At 42.7% G+C, this 309-nt stretch carries 1 protein-coding gene; it reads right to left on the minus strand.

What is annotated here, in order from left to right; all coding sequences use genetic code 11:
* On the minus strand, positions 1-309 hold a 309-nt coding region (locus ACVC08_RS00185), incomplete at both ends, for a hypothetical protein (RefSeq protein ID WP_452600501.1).

Below are 309 nucleotides of genomic sequence, written 5' to 3' on the forward strand. Positions count from 1 at the left end.
TTCGATATCTGCCGGTGCAGTAAATGTTGGTGCGATATTATCGGAAACGGTAATGGTTTGCGTTTGTTCTGGCGCAGTGTTACCACAGCTATCTGTTAATGTCCATGTTCTGGTGATTACGAATGATCCTTCGCAAGTTCCTGCGACTACAGTGTCTGTGTAGGTCGCATCTAGTGTTGCAGAACAGTTGTCATTTTCATCAGTAACATCTCCTGTAATGTTTACTCCAGCATCGTAGTTACATGATGCATCTGTAAATATTTCGATATCTGCAGGTGCAGTAAATGTTGGTGCGATATTATCGGACAC

Source organism: Pontimicrobium sp. MEBiC06410 (assembly GCF_053601615.1).